This window comes from Micromonospora sp. SD12 (assembly GCF_052068495.1).
Taxonomy (GTDB): Bacteria; Actinomycetota; Actinomycetes; order Mycobacteriales; family Micromonosporaceae; genus Micromonospora; species Micromonospora echinofusca.
In genome coordinates this window covers 1-12928 of record NZ_JBQHDF010000015.1, presented here as the reverse complement: position 1 = coordinate 12928, position 12928 = coordinate 1, and the positions used below count along the sequence as shown (strand labels likewise).

Sequence of the window (12928 nt, the reverse complement as noted above, 5' to 3'; positions counted from 1 at the left end):
GTCGGGTGCACCGTGCCCTCCACCGGAGGGGCGACATCGTGGGACACCGGCCTCCTCACCGCTCGCCGGGAAGTCACCGACCGTGAGCCGGCCGGCCTGGTCTCGCGCCGCCCGGACGGGTCCCGCCCGGTCAGCAAAGGGCAATGCTACCCGCACGCACGGTGCCCCGCCGCTCCGCCGGACGGTCCGCGCCGGGTCGGCCCGACGGTCGGCCGGCTCAAACGGTCAACAGGGCATGCACCGGACGCGGCGCCAGCCGCTCCCGGCCGCCGAGGAAGCCGAGCTCCAGCAGGACGGTGAAACCGGCCACCGTCCCGCCGGCCCGCTCCACCAGGTCCAGCGTCGCCTCGGCCGTACCGCCCGTGGCCAGCACGTCGTCGACCACCAGCACCCGGTGCCCGGCGGTGAAGGCGTCCTCGTGCACCTCCAGCGTGGCCTCGCCGTACTCGAGGGCGTAGGAGGCCGAGTGCGCCGGGCGGGGCAGCTTGCCGGCCTTGCGCACGGGCACCACCCCGACCCCGCTGGCGTACGCGATGGCCGCCGCGACCACGAACCCGCGCGCCTCGATGCCGACGACGACGTCGAACGAGTCCCGCCCGTGGTACGCCACGATCCCGTCGATCACCTCGCGGAACACGTCGCCGTCGGCGAACAGCGGCATCAGGTCCTTGAACATGACGCCGGGCTTCGGGAAGTCGGGCACGTCGAGCACCCGGCTGGCGACCAGCGCGGCGGCGCTAGGGCCGCTGTCTCCCCGTACCCCGGTGCTGTGGGTCTCCGTCACGGCAGTTCCGTTTCCCTTCACGACGACGGCGTCCTGCATGCTGCTCGCACAGCATGAAGGACGCCGTCGGATCGGTTCCTACCGGGTCTGCCCGGCCCGGCTCAGCGCCGCTTGCCGCCACCCGGGCGGTTGCCACCGCCGCCGGCCGGCCGGCCGCCCCGGGCGCCGGTCGGGCGCTTCCCGGCCGGTCGGGCACCCACTCGCGGCGCGGCACCGGCCAGCTCGGCCGACTCCGGGTCGACCGGCTCGTCGTCGGCCTCCGCGGTGCGCGGGGCGGCGCCCCTCGGGGTGACCTCGCCACGGGCGACGGCACCCCGGCGGGCCAGCACCCGCTTGTTGTGCGCCTGGATGCGCGGCTCGTAGTTCTTGAGCAGCACCAGCAGCGGCGTGGCCAGCAGGATCGAGGTCAGGAACGCCACCGCCATACCGACGAAGAGCACCAGGCCGAGGTCCTTCAGGGTGCCCGCGCCGAGCAGGCCGGCACCGATGAAGAGCAGACCGCCGACCGGCAGCAGCGCGACCACCGAGGTGTTCAGCGACCGCATGAGGCTCTGGTTGATGGCCAGGTTGGCCGCCTCGCCGTACGTCTGGTTGTTGTTGGCGGTGATGCCGCGCGTGTTCTCCTGCACCTTGTCGAAGACCACCACCACGTCGTAGAGCGCGAAGCCCAGGATCGTGAGGAAGCCGATGACCGTCGACGGGGTGACCTCGAAGCCGACCAGCGAGTAGATGCCGGCGGTCAGGATCAGGTTCATGATCAGCGAGGTGACGGCGGCGACCGCCATCCGCCACTCGAAGCGCAGGATCAGGTAGATCATCACCACCGCGATGAAGATGACCAGACCGAGCAGCGCCCGGGAGGTGACCTGGCTGCCCCACGCCTCGCTGACCTGGTTGCCGCTGATGGTGGCGGCGTCGATGCCGAACTCGTCGGCGATCTCGGTCTTGACGGCGTTGGCCTGCTCGGTGTCGAGCTGGGTGGTGCGCACCTCGTAGAACTCGCCGCCGGTGCCGCCGACCTTCTGCGTGGTGACGACCTTGGCGTCGCCACCGGCCGCGGCCAAGGCCTCCTGGACCTTCACCTCGGTCTGCTCCAGCGTGCCGACGCTGGCCGGGATCTGGAACGAGTTGCCGCCGGCGAACTCGATGCCGAGGCTGAAGCCGCGCAGCCCGAAGCTGAGCGCCGACAGCAGGACCAGCGCGAGCGCCACGCTGAACCAGACCTTGCGCCGGCCGATGATGTCGAGGCCGGCCTCGCCGCGGTAGAGGCGGCTCGCGAGACCACTCTTTGCCATCTCAGGCCTCCTTCACGCGCTGGTTGCGGGGCTTGGCCGGCTCGGCCGTCCGCGGCGGGAGCGCCCGACCGAGGCCGCTGACCCGTGGGGACAGGAACGCGGAGGTGCGGGCGAACATCGTCATGATCGGGTGCCGGAAGAGGAAGACCACGACCAGGTCCAGCACCGTGGCCAGGCCGAGGGCGAAGGCGAAGCCCTTCACCGCGCCGACCGAGACCACGTAGAGCACCACCGCCGACATCAGCGTGATCGCGTTGGCCGAGATGATCGTGCGGCGGGCCCGGATCCACGCGCGCGGCACCGCGCTGCGCGGGCTGCGGCCCTCCCGGATCTCGTCCTTGAGTCGCTCGAAGTAGATGACGAACGAGTCCGCCGCCACACCCAGCGAGACGATCATGCCGGCGATGCCGGCGAGGGTGAGGGTGAAGCCGATCTGCCGGCCCAGCACCACCAGCGCGCCGAAGACCAGCAGCGCCGAGAGGATCAGGCTCAGGAAGATGACCGAGCCGAGCAGGCGGTAGTAGAAGAACGAGTAGATGATGACCAGCGCCATGCCGATGCCCGCCGCGAGCAGACCGGCCCGCAGGTGGCTGGCGCCCAGGGTGGCGGTGACGTTCTGCTGCTCCTGCGGCTCGAAGGTCACCGGCAGCGCGCCGTAGCGCAGCTGGCCGGCCAGGGTGCTGGCGTCCTTCTGGGTGAAGTTGCCGGTGATCTGCGAGTTGCCCGTCAGCACGCCCTGGATCTCGGGCGAGGAGACGATCTCGTTGTCGAGCACGACGGCGACGCGGCACTTGCCGTCCTGGCCGAGGGCGGTGGCGTCGCAGGCCTGGCCCTCGTTGTTGAACGCCTCGCGGGTCAGGTTGGTCCACTTGTCCTGGCCGGCCCCGCTGAAGTCGAGGCTGACGACCCACTGGCTGGTCTGGTCCAGCACCGCGCTGGCGTCCTCGACGTCGGTGCCGAGCACCTTCGCCTGGTCGAGCAGGTACTTCGCGGCGCCGTCCTCGCAGGCCACCACCTGCTGGTCGGGGGCGGAGATGGAGGCCGGCGGGCGCTTGTCGAGCTGGGCGCAGCCGATCTGCGGCACGTTGAACTGCATCGTCGCCGGCAGCACCGCGACCTCACGCGCGTCGAGGCCCGCGAACGGCTTGAGCTTCTCCGCCAGCGACGGGTCGGCGGTCAGGTCGGCCGGGGCCTGGAGACCGCTGGCGGCGGCCCAGGCGGCGGCGCCGACCTTCTGCTGGACGGCCTTGCGCTGCTCCTCGACGCTCTGCGGCACGGGCTCGCCGCTGGCGCTCGGCGTCGGGGTGGCGGCGCCGGCCGAGGGGGTGGTGCTCGGCGCGGCCGACGCGCTGGCGCTCGGGGCCGGCGCCATGCCGCCCTGACCGCCGCTCGGCGACGCGGTCGCCTTCGGCGCGGCGCTGCCCGACGGGGCGGCGCTGCCGGAGGGCTTCGCGCTGCCCGACGGGGCCGGGGTGGCGCTTCCGGAGGGGGCCGGGGTGGCGGCGGGCGGCGGGGCGGTGGCCGCGCCGCTGCCGTCGGCGGCCTTGAGGACCTTGCGGAAGCGCAGCTCGGCGGCGCTGCCCACCTCGGTCAGGTCGCGGTTCTCACCGGGCAGGGAGATCACGATGTTGCGGTTGCCCTCGGTGACCACCTCGGCCTCGGCGACGCCGAAGGCGTTGACGCGGCTCTCGATGATCTGGCGGGCCTCTTCGAGGTTCTCCGCCGTGGGGGGCTGGCCGTCGACGCTGTTGGTCGCCTCCAGCGTCAGCCGGGTGCCGCCGACGAGGTCCAGGCCGAGCTTGGGCTCGAGCCGGTCCTTCAAGCCGCCGCTGGCGCCGCCCGCGAAGAACACCAAAAGATAGAGGACGACGAAGATGAGCCCGAGCACGGCCAGTTGCCGTCCGGGGCGCATCTGTCCCTGAGGTGGTGCCACGGCTGTCCTGTCTCCCTGTACGGTCGCGCCGCTGGTGCGGCGGGTGTCGGCCGGTCCGGCCGGCGGGTCCGACGGGCCGGCGTCGGAGGCCGGCATCCGGCTCCGGGGCTCGGCGCGGGGGCGCCGGGCGGAACGGGACGAGCCGGCTTCCGGCGTCGGGCCCAACTATCCAGTTTTCACGTCGCCTCCGCTGCCCCGTCGGGGAAAGTCGTCACCGGAGTGCGGCGACCACCACCCCCGTGCGGGCGGGAGCGACCGTCACTCCTTGACGACGTCCGCGTCCTCGGTGACCGGCTCGTCGGCCGGGCGCTCCGCCTGGCTGACGACCCGGGCGATGGCCGGACGGGCGTAGCGGGTCTGCACACCGGGCGCGACCTCGAGCAGGACGGTGTCGTCGTCCACGCCGGTGACCGTGCCGTAGAGCCCACCGATCGTGACCACCTCGTCGCCCGGGGCGAGGGCGGACTGCATGGACTCCGCCTCACGGCGGCGCTTCTGCTGGGGGCGGATCATCATGAAGTACATGACGCCGAAGAGCAGAGCGATCATGAGGATCGGCGTCAGGCTGCCGGCACCCCCGCCGCCCTCTGCTGCGTAAAGCACGGTGAAAGACCTTCCCATTGGCCGCCGTCCCGGCGCGGGCGCGCCGGAGCGGAGGCGGATTCTCACGTCCTGTACAGACCGGCGCGAGTCTAATCCCTGCACCTGGGAACGCCGAATGCGGCACAGATCACGTTCACATCACGGCTGATCGGCGTCCACCGAGAACAGATCGGGCACGGGGGGGGCATCAGTGCCAAATGTACCATTCGGGGGCGTACGGCCCAGGTGCCGCCAGGCGGCCTCGGTCGCGACCCGGCCCCGGGGCGTACGGGCCAGCAGGCCGGCCCGGACCAGGAACGGCTCGCAGACCTCCTCCACCGTGTCGGGCTGCTCGCCCACCGCCACCGCCAGGGTGGACAGGCCGACCGGCCCGCCCCGGAACGAGTCGACCAGCGCGGTCAGCACCGCCCGGTCCAGCCGGTCCAGCCCCAGCGCGTCGACGTCGTACACCGTGAGGGCGGCCCGGGCGGTCTCCAGGGTGACCACGCCGTCGGCCCGGACCTCGGCGAAGTCACGGACCCGCCGCAGCAGCCGGTTGGCGATGCGGGGCGTGCCCCGGGAGCGGCCGGCCACCTCGGCGGCGCCGTCGTCGGTGATCGGCACGCCGAGGATCCGGGCCGAGCGGCGCAGCAGCACCTCCAGGTCGGCCGGCGAATAGAAGTCGAGGTGCGCGACGAAGCCGAACCGGTCGCGCATCGGGCCGGTCAGCAGGCCGGAGCGGGTGGTCGCGCCGACCAGGGTGAACGGCTCGACGTCGAGCGGGATCGCCGTCGCGCCCGGGCCCTTGCCGACGATCACGTCGACCCGGAAGTCCTCCATCGCGCTGTAGAGCAGTTCCTCGGCCGGCTTGGCGATGCGGTGGATCTCGTCGATGAAGAGGACGTCGCCCTCGGCGAGGCTGGTCAGGATCGCCGCCAGGTCGCCCGAACGCTCGATCGCCGGGCCACTGGTCACCCGGATGCCCGAGCCCAACTCGGCGGCGACGATGTTGGCCAGGGTCGTCTTGCCCAGGCCGGGCGGCCCCGACAGGAGGATGTGGTCGGGCGGGGAGCCGCGCCGCATCGCGCCCTGCAGCAGCAGGTCGAGCTGGTCGCGCACGCGGTGCTGGGCGATGAACTCCTCCAGCCGCTTCGGCCGTACGGTGGCCTCCGCGTCCAGGTCGGCGTCGTGCACGTACGCGGAGACCAGCCCGCCGTCGGGGCCCGTCACCGGGTGCGACCCAGCAGCCGGATGGCCTGCTTGAGCAGGACCGGCACCGGCGGGACGTCACCGTCGACGGTCTCCGCCACCGCGGCCACCGCCTGGTCGGCCTGCCCGGCCGTCCAGCCGAGCCCGACCAGCGCCTGCCGGACCTGCTCGGGCCAGGCCCCGCCGGTGACCCCGGCCGCGCCGTCGGCGCCGACCGGCACCGGGCCGACGCGGTCGCGCAGCTCCAGCACCAGGCGCTCCGCGCCCTTCTTGCCGATGCCGGGCACCCGGGTCAGCGCGGCGGTGTCGGCGTTGGCGATCGCCTTGCGCACCGCGTCGGGGGTGTGCACGGCGAGCACCGCCTGGGCCAGCCGGGGGCCGACGCCGCTGGCGGTCTGGAGCAGCTCGAACAGCTGCTTGGCGTCGTCGTCGGCGAAGCCGTAGAGGGTCAGCGAGTCCTCCCGCACGACCAGGCTGGTGGCCAGCCGGGCGGGCTGGCCGATCCGCAGGTCGGCGAGGGTGCCGGGGGCGCACTGCACCGCCAGGCCCACCCCGCCGACCTCCACCACGGCGTGGTCCGGACCGGTCGCGGTCACCACCCCGCGCACGCTGGCGATCATCTGGCTCCTCCTCGTCGTACCCGGTCGGCCGCGGCGGCCAGCTTGGAGCGCGTCCCGCCGCGCCACACGTGACAGATGGCCAGGGCGAGGGCGTCGGCGGCGTCGGCCGGCTTCGGCGGCTCGGCCAGCCGCAGCAGCCGGGTCACCATGGCGGTCATCTGCGCCTTGTCGGCCTGGCCGGAACCGGTCACGGCCGCCTTCACCTCGCTGGGCGTGTAGGTCTGCACGGGCAGTCCGGCACGGGCGCCCGCGAGCACGGCGATCCCGCTGGCCTGGGCGGTGCCCATCACCGTGCGGACGTTGTGCTGGCTGAAGACCCGCTCCACCGCGACGCTGTCGGGCCGGTGCTCGGCGACCAGGTCGGTGAGCGAGCGGTCCAGGTGCAGCAGGCGCAGCGGCAGCTCGTCGGCCGGGTCGGTGTAGACGACGTAGTAGGCGACCAGCGTGCAGGGTCGCCCCGGCACGCCCTCGACCACGCCGACCCCGCACCGGGTCAGCCCCGGGTCGACGCCCAGCACCCGCACGCCGCCTCCTCCCCCAGCCGCCAGCAGTACGTGTGTTCGACACCCTACCGAGCCGGGCGACACCCCGCCGCCGGGGACACGCCGGGCGCGCCGACACGCCGCCCGGGGAGCGCGGCAGCCACACACTCCGGCCGCCGAGTATGTGTCGCCGGCCCATGTGCGCCCGCACACACAGCTCGTAACTTCATGCGCCATGACGGCAGAACCCGTGGCGGTCCCCCACGTCGTACACGTCGACCTCGCTGGTCGTACCGCCCTGGTGACCGGGGGCGGCAGCGGCATCGGCCGGGCGTGCGCCCTGCGGCTGGCCGCCGCCGGCGCCGACGTCCTGGTGGTGGACCGCAACATCGAGGCGGCCAAGGCGGTGGCGGCGGAGGCCGGCGGGCGGGCCGAGGGCGTGGACCTGGCCGACCCGGACGCGGTGGACCGGCTCGACGCCGACGTGGACATCGTGGTGAACAACGCGGGCCTGCAACACGTGGCGCCGGTGCAGGAGTTCCCGGCGGAGCGCTTCGCCCACCTGCACCGGGTGATGGTGGAGGCGCCGTTCCTGATCATCCGCCGGGCCCTGCCGCACATGTACGCCCGGGGCTGGGGCCGCATCGTGAACATCTCCTCGGTGCACGGGCTGCGCGCCTCGCCGTACAAGTCGGCGTACGTCTCCGCCAAGCACGCGCTGGAGGGGCTGTCGAAGGTGGTCGCGCTGGAGGGCGCCCCGCACGGCGTCACCGCCAACTGTGTCAATCCGGCGTACGTGCGCACGGCGCTGGTGGAGAGCCAGATCGCCGACCAGGCCGCCAGCCACGGCATCCCGGAGGCCGAGGTGGTCGAGAAGATCATGCTGGCGCGGGCGGCGATCAAGCGGCTGATCGAGCCGGAGGAGGTGTCCGAGCTGGTGGCGTACCTCTGCTCCCCGCCGGCGGCGTTCATCACGGGCGCGTCCATCGCGCTCGACGGGGGCTGGACGGCCAACTAGTGGCAAGCCGCACAATGTCGGTCATGTCGTCACCGGTGGAGTTCCTGGAGCTGCTCGCCCGCGAGGCCGCCGCGGTGGAGTTCGAGGGGCCGCTCATCGCCGCGCGCGCCGCCGGCGTGCCGCCGGATCGGCTCGCCGAGCTGGAGCAGGCCAAGACGGTGGCGCTGCGGGTCCGCGCGCTGCTGGAGCGTCGCCGCCGCCGGGAGGTCGAGCTCTCCGGGCTGTACGACACGGTCAGCGACCTGGCCGGGCTGCGCGACCTGGACGACGTGCTGCGCGCGATCGTGCACCGGGCGCGCAACCTGCTCGGCGCGGACGTCGCCTACATGACCCTCGACGACGACGAACGCGGCGACACCTACATGCGGGTCACCGACGGCTCGGTCTCCGCCCGCTTCCAGCAGCTGCGGCTGCCGATGGGCGCCGGCCTCGGCGGCCTGGTGGCCCAGTCCGGCGCCCCGTACGTCACCGCGAACTACCCGGAGGACGACCGCTTCCACCACACCGGCGAGATCGACGCCGGGGTGGGCGAGGAGGGCCTGGTGGCCATCCTCGGGGTGCCGCTGCGGCTCGGCTCGACGTCGATCGGGGTGCTCTACGCGGCCAACCGCTCCGCCCGGCCGTTCGTCCGGGAGGAGGTGGCGCTGCTGGTGTCCCTCGCCGCGCACGCGGCGGTGGCGATCGACACCGCACGGCTGCTCGCGGAGACGCGGGCGGCGCTGGAGGAGCTGTCGGCGGCGAACACCACGATCCGCGCGCACAGCAGCTCGGTGGAGCGGGCCGCGGCGGCGCACGACCGGATGACCGCGCTGGTGCTGCGCGGCGGCGGCGTGGAGGACGTCGCCTCGGCGGTCACCGACGTGCTCGGCGGGGCGCTGCTGGCGCTCGACGCGGAGGGCCGGCTGCTGGCCCGGGTCGGCGAGATCGAGGAGCCGGACCGGGCGGACATGGTGGAGGCCGTGGCCGCGTCGCGTACGGAGGGCCGCAGCGTGCGCCGGGGCCGGCTCTGGTACGCGGCCGTGGTGGCGGGGGCGGAGAACCTGGGCGCGCTGGTGCTGCGCCCCGACGACGAGCTGGTCGACGCCGACCAGCGGATCCTGGAGCGGGCGTCGCTGGTGACGGCGCTGCTGCTGCTGTTCCGGCGTACCGTCGCCGAGGCGGAGGGGCGGGTCCGGGGCGAGCTGCTCGACGACCTGATCGCCCGGCCGCTGCGGGACACGGACGCGCTGCGTAGCCGGGCCCGCCGCCTCGGGGTGGACCTGGACGCCCCGCACGTGCTGGTGGCGGTCGGCGACGACGCGATCGCCGCGACCGGCTCGGCCCGGCAGCGGGTGCTCTCCTGGGCCACCACGTACGCCTCGACGCGCGGCGGGCTGGCGGCGGCCCGCGACGGGCGGGTGGTGCTGATGCTGCCCGGTCAGGACGCGGGCGGCAGTGCGCGGGCGGTGGCCCGGGACCTGTCGCGGGTGACCGGGCGGCCGGTGACCGCCGGGGCGAGCGGCCCGTCGACGGGCCCGGCGTCGCTGGCCGCGACGTTCGCCGAGGCGGAGCGGTGCCTGACCGCCCTCGGTGCGCTGGGCCGCTCGGGTCAGGGGGCGAGCACGGCCGAGCTGGGCTTCGTCGGGCTGCTGCTGGGCGCGGTCGGCGACGGGGGCGACAAGGACGTCAACCGGTTCCTGACCGCCACCGTCGGGCCGGTCGTCGACTACGACGCCCGGCGGGGCACCGCGCTGGTGAAGACGCTGGAGGCGTACTTCGGGGTGGGCGGCAGCCTGGCGCGCGCCGCCGAGCTGCTGCACGTGCACGTCAACACCGTCACCCAGCGGCTGGAGCGGGTCGGGCAGCTGCTCGGCGCGGACTGGCAGAAGCCGGAGCGGGCGCTGGAGGTGCAGCTGGCCCTGCGCCTGCACCGCCTGCGTACGCCCGCCGCCTGACCACCCGCCGCCTGACACCCGCCGGCGGCGCCTGACCGCCGGCCCACCTGAGCGCCGGCCGCCTCGCCGCGCGGCGGCCCGTCAGCGGGCGCGGATGCCGTCCAGTACGCCGTCGACGATGCGCTGCGGCAGGGTCGGCTCGTCGAGGTCGGGGTGCCACCGCATGACGCGCTGCACCAGCATCGGGCCGGTCAGCATCGCCATGACCACCTCGACGTCGAGATCGGCGCGCAGCTCGCCGCAGCGCACGCCGCGCCGCAGCACCTCGCGCATCATCTCGCGCCGGGGCTCGATGATGTTCTGGTAGAGCTGGTACTGCTCGGGGCTGCGGTTGACCTCCGGCACCAGGCAGGGCATGATCCGCGCCGCCCGCGGGTCGATGTGGTGACCGACCGCCCCGACCAGCAGGATCAGGTCGTCGCGCACCGAGTGGCCGGCGGGCTCCGGCGGGGTGCCCTTGAGCCTCCGCAGGGCGTCGCGCAGCAGCGCTTCCTTGCCGGGCCAGCGGCGGTAGATGGTGGCCTTGCCGACCCCGGCGCGGGCGGCGATCGCCTCGATCGAGATCGCCTCGATCGTGCTGCCGTCGGCCAGCAGGTCGAGGGTGGCCTCGACGATCGCCTCGTCCGCGCGGACGCTCCTCGGCCGCCCGGGGGGCCGGGGAGCGTCGGCGGGGGAAGTCATGTCGGACATTGTGGCGAGGCTAGGCGGTGCCGGCCAACTCGGCCTCCCCCACCGGCGCCGGCTCCCCCGGCCGCGCGGCGGGACGGCCGGGCATCCAGCGCAGCACCACCACGATGCCGAGGGCGGCGGTAGCGGCGGCGAGGCCCGCCGCCCAGTGCATCGCGGCCAGGAAGGCGTCGTCGGCGACCGCGATCAGCTGCGGCGCCGCCGGCCCGAGCTGACCCGCGGCGGCGTACGCGCCGGAGATGGACTCGCCGGCCGCCTCGCTCGCCCCGGCGGGCAGGTCCCGCAGGGCGGACTCGACATCGGCCCGGTAGACCGCGGAGAGCACCGACCCGAGCACCGCCACGCCGAGCGCGCCGGCCACCTGCCGGATCGTGTTGCTGACCGCCGAGCCGACGCCGGCCTTCTCCCGGGGCAGCGCGGACATGATCGATTCCGTGGCCGGAGGCATGATGTTGGCCATCCCGGTGCCCTGGAGGAAGAAGACGACGAGCACCACCCAGATCGGGGTGGTCGCGTCGACGAAGGCGAACACGCCGAGCGCGGCCACGGTCAGTGCCAGCCCCACCGTCGCGACCGCCCGGCCGCCGTAGCGGCGGACCATCGCCGCGCTGCTCGGGGCGAAGATGAGCTGGGCCGCGGCGAAGGGCAGGTAGAGCAGGCCGGTCTCCAGGGGGCTGAACCCGCGCACCAGTTGCAGGTAGAACGAGCTGAAGAACATGACGCCCGTCGCGGCGAAGAAGATCAGCCCGACGATGGCCACCGGAGCGGCGAAGCGGGGCACCCGGAACAGCCATACGTCCAACGACGGGTGGTCGCTGCGCCGCTCGTACGCCACGAACCAGGCCAGCACCGCCAGCCCGCCGAGGATCGCGGCCCAGACCACCGGGCGGCCGAAGCCGTGCTCGCCGCCGTCGATGATGCCGTACGTCAACGCCACGAGCCCGACCACCGACAGCAGTACGCCGACGACGTCGACGCGGCCCGGATCCGGGTCCCGCGACTCCGGCACGAGCAGCGCCACCAGCACCACACCGAGCGCCACCACCGGCGCGTTGATCAGGAACACCGAGCCCCACCAGTAGTGCTCCAGCAGGGCGCCGCCGAGGATCGGGCCGATGGCCACGGCCAGTCCGACCGCGCCGGCCCAGACGCCGATCGCCCGGCCCCGCTCGCGGGGGTCGAACACGTTGGAGATGATCGAGAGCGTCACCGGCATGATGGCCGCACCGCCGACGCCCATCAGCGCGCGGGCCGCGATCAGTTGCGCGGGGCTCTGCGCGTACGCCGACAGCACCGACGCCAGCCCGAAGAGCACCAGACCGATCAGCAGGAAGCGCTTGCGCCCGGCGCGGTCGCCGAGGACGCCGAAGGTGAACAGCAGGCCGGCGAAGACCAGCGTGTAGGAGTTGATCGACCACTCCAGCTCGCCCTGGCTCGCGCCGAGGCCGTGCACCGGGTCGGCGAGCGTACGCAGCGCGACGTTGAGGATCGTGTTGTCCAGGACGACCACGAGCAGGCTGATCACCAGCACCCCGAGGATCGCCCACCTCCTCGGGTGTCCCGTGTGCTCGTGCGGCGGCATCAGCGTTCTCCCCCCGGCCCCGTTTCGATACGGGCCAGACTCGTAATCCGGGTGTGAGCGTAGGCGGGCGATTATCGATACGGAACCGGCTCGTATCTTATGTGACGGCGGTCACCCCTGTCCTCTTCACGGTTGCGCTACGCCGCTCGGGTGGGTTGCGCGGGCGCGTGTCGTGTCGGCGGGTGCGGGCGTCGGACGGCTGCGACGGGTCGGGGTCCGGGTCCGGGAAGATCTTGGTAGGAACGTGCCCCTCCAGGGGCCGGTATCTACCAAGATCTGCGGCGAGTCGCCGCCGCATCCGAATGCGCGGGGTGTCCGGTGTCGTGGCGGGGTGTCCGGATGGCTTGGTCGGGTCTGGCGGTGTGCAGGTTCGGTTGGCTGGTGGTGTCCGGTTTGGGGGTGTGGTCGGGGGCATCGTGGGGGCGGAATCGTGGCGGGGGTGGGGTCGTTACACCCTGCGTACGACCGAGCAAGGCCACACGCCAGGCCCCCCCCCCCCCGGCGGGCGAGCGCCAAGGCGATGCCGCCCCGACGCGATGGCGGGCCCCGGGGCCCGGAATGTTGGCGGGCCGGTGGTCGTTACACATGGTCCGGCCGACGTGAGGGCATCCCCCCGCCCCGCGAAACAGCCGGCCTCTTCCGAGCCGCACAGGTTCGAGCATCCGGCCGGGCACGGCCGATCTGATCTTTCCTCCAGCGAGACGCCGGAGATCCCTCCGGTTCGGCTGGAGATCCCCTGATCTTCTTGGGCGCCGGACGGTGCTTGCACCCGCGCGAAAGCCGATCCCCCTTTTCGGCGTGT

11 protein-coding genes are annotated in these 12928 nt (G+C 73.6%); 2 read left to right on the top strand and 9 right to left on the bottom strand.

Annotation, left to right across the window (positions count from 1 at the left end):
* Window positions 1-217: 217 nt before the first annotated feature.
* From ACTMS2_RS22970 to ruvC, 7 genes are all read right to left on the bottom strand, one after another.
* A complete protein-coding gene (locus ACTMS2_RS22970) occupies window positions 218-784 on the bottom strand; it encodes an adenine phosphoribosyltransferase (protein WP_441177245.1) in 567 nt (188 codons plus the stop codon).
* Window positions 785-885: 101 nt separating this feature from the next.
* Window positions 886-2079, bottom strand: a complete 1194-nt coding sequence (gene secF / locus ACTMS2_RS22965) for a protein translocase subunit SecF (protein WP_441177244.1) — start codon at window positions 2077-2079, stop codon at window positions 886-888.
* Between the two features lies 1 nt (window position 2080).
* Window positions 2081-4012 (bottom strand): protein translocase subunit SecD, encoded by a 1932-nt coding sequence (gene secD / locus ACTMS2_RS22960; RefSeq protein WP_441177243.1) that lies wholly within the window; start codon window positions 4010-4012, stop codon window positions 2081-2083.
* A 258-nt stretch (window positions 4013-4270) separates the two neighbouring features.
* Window positions 4271-4615 (bottom strand): preprotein translocase subunit YajC, encoded by a 345-nt coding sequence (yajC, locus tag ACTMS2_RS22955; protein ID WP_172896543.1) that lies wholly within the window; start codon window positions 4613-4615, stop codon window positions 4271-4273.
* Window positions 4616-4753: 138 nt separating this feature from the next.
* Window positions 4754-5824, bottom strand: a complete 1071-nt coding sequence (gene ruvB, locus ACTMS2_RS22950; RefSeq protein ID WP_441177242.1) for a Holliday junction branch migration DNA helicase RuvB — start codon at window positions 5822-5824, stop codon at window positions 4754-4756.
* Window positions 5821-6423, bottom strand: coding sequence for a Holliday junction branch migration protein RuvA (gene ruvA, locus ACTMS2_RS22945; RefSeq protein ID WP_089001017.1), 603 nt, complete (start codon window positions 6421-6423; stop codon window positions 5821-5823). The genes ruvB and ruvA overlap by 4 nt, the downstream gene beginning before the upstream one ends.
* On the bottom strand, window positions 6420-6947 hold the full coding sequence (gene ruvC / locus ACTMS2_RS22940; RefSeq protein WP_089001018.1) for a crossover junction endodeoxyribonuclease RuvC: 528 nt from the start codon (window positions 6945-6947) through the stop codon (window positions 6420-6422). Before ruvC ends, ruvA begins: the two co-directional genes overlap by 4 nt.
* A 193-nt stretch (window positions 6948-7140) precedes the next feature.
* Here ruvC and ACTMS2_RS22935 point away from each other — a divergent pair, with 193 nt between their 5' ends.
* Both ACTMS2_RS22935 and ACTMS2_RS22930 read left to right on the top strand, forming a co-directional pair.
* Window positions 7141-7923: a 3-hydroxybutyrate dehydrogenase gene (locus ACTMS2_RS22935; RefSeq protein ID WP_363902274.1), complete on the top strand. Its 783-nt coding sequence runs from the start codon at window positions 7141-7143 to the stop codon at window positions 7921-7923.
* A 14-nt stretch (window positions 7924-7937) separates the two neighbouring features.
* Window positions 7938-9857 carry a helix-turn-helix domain-containing protein gene (locus tag ACTMS2_RS22930; protein ID WP_441177241.1) on the top strand — a complete coding sequence of 640 codons (1920 nt, stop codon included), beginning with the start codon at window positions 7938-7940 and terminating at the stop codon, window positions 9855-9857.
* A gap of 81 nt (window positions 9858-9938) precedes the next feature.
* Here the strand turns inward: ACTMS2_RS22930 and ACTMS2_RS22925 are convergent, their stop codons facing one another.
* Entirely contained in the window at window positions 9939-10547 is a 609-nt protein-coding gene (locus tag ACTMS2_RS22925) for a TetR/AcrR family transcriptional regulator (protein ID WP_101409189.1), read from the bottom strand.
* 10 nt (window positions 10548-10557) lie between these two features.
* Window positions 10558-12126 (bottom strand): MFS transporter, encoded by a 1569-nt coding sequence (locus tag ACTMS2_RS22920; protein ID WP_441177240.1) that lies wholly within the window; start codon window positions 12124-12126, stop codon window positions 10558-10560.
* Between the last annotated feature and the right edge of the window lie 802 nt (window positions 12127-12928).

Bases quoted from the DNA above. Each gene is read 5' to 3' on its own strand.
- secF (WP_441177244.1), bottom strand. From the start codon at position 2,079: ATGGCAAAGAGTGGTCTCGCGAGCCGCCTCTACCGCGGCGAGGCCGGC.
- ruvA (WP_089001017.1), bottom strand. From the start codon at position 6,423: ATGATCGCCAGCGTGCGCGGGGTGGTGACCGCGACCGGTCCGGACCAC.
- ACTMS2_RS22935 (WP_363902274.1), top strand. From the start codon at position 7,141: ATGACGGCAGAACCCGTGGCGGTCCCCCACGTCGTACACGTCGACCTC.
- ACTMS2_RS22930 (WP_441177241.1), top strand. From the start codon at position 7,938: ATGTCGGTCATGTCGTCACCGGTGGAGTTCCTGGAGCTGCTCGCCCGC.
- ACTMS2_RS22925 (WP_101409189.1), bottom strand. From the start codon at position 10,547: ATGTCCGACATGACTTCCCCCGCCGACGCTCCCCGGCCCCCCGGGCGG.
- ACTMS2_RS22920 (WP_441177240.1), bottom strand. From the start codon at position 12,126: ATGCCGCCGCACGAGCACACGGGACACCCGAGGAGGTGGGCGATCCTC.